This window comes from Pandoraea terrae (assembly GCF_902459695.1).
Classification (GTDB): Bacteria; Pseudomonadota; Gammaproteobacteria; order Burkholderiales; family Burkholderiaceae; genus Pandoraea; species Pandoraea terrae.
Genome location: NZ_CABPRZ010000076.1, coordinates 1 through 600 on the forward strand (window position 1 = coordinate 1; position 600 = coordinate 600).

A 600-nucleotide genomic window follows, 5' to 3' on the forward strand; every position below is an offset into this window, starting at 1 on the left:
TTTCCTCGGGCGCGACGCATTCGATCGCCTCGCAAGCCAATCCGAGCCCGCGCACGTCGAAGCCGCCCGCTGCCGCGTGCGCGTGCGCGACACCGCGGCCATCCTCTACACCTCCGGCACCACCGCCAATCCAAAGGGCTGTGTGCTCTCGCACGAGGCGCTCACGCGCGGCCCGCTCGAGCGCGCTCGCAGACGCCTGGCCAGCAGCGAGCATGACGTCACCTGGGGCGCCGGCCCGCTGTTTCACATCGGCTCGCTCGCGCCGTTCATCGGCTCGATCGGCGCCGCGGGCACTTACCTGACCGATACGTATTTCGAGCCCGGCCGCGCCCTGGCGCTCATGACGCGCGAGCGCGTGACCACCGCCTGGCCGTGGTTTCCCGCCATCGTGCAGGCCCTGCTCGACCACGCCTCGTTCGACCCCGCCAGGCTCGACGCGCTGCACTCGCTTATCCTGATCGGCCCGCAAACCTTGATCGAGCGCGTACAGCGTCTTTTCCCCGCCGCGGAAATCCTGCAGGCCTGTGGCATGACCGAGACCGCCGGCATCTACGCCTTGAGCGAGCGCGCCGACTCAGCGCTCGAACGCGCCACCAACCA

Annotated in this window: 1 protein-coding gene; it reads left to right on the forward strand. The window is 69.7% G+C overall.

Translation table 11 applies throughout. The annotated features are described in order from the left end of the window. Positions 1 to 600: AMP-binding protein (locus tag PTE30175_RS28060; RefSeq protein ID WP_150700337.1), on the forward strand; the 600-nt coding region annotated here is incomplete at both ends.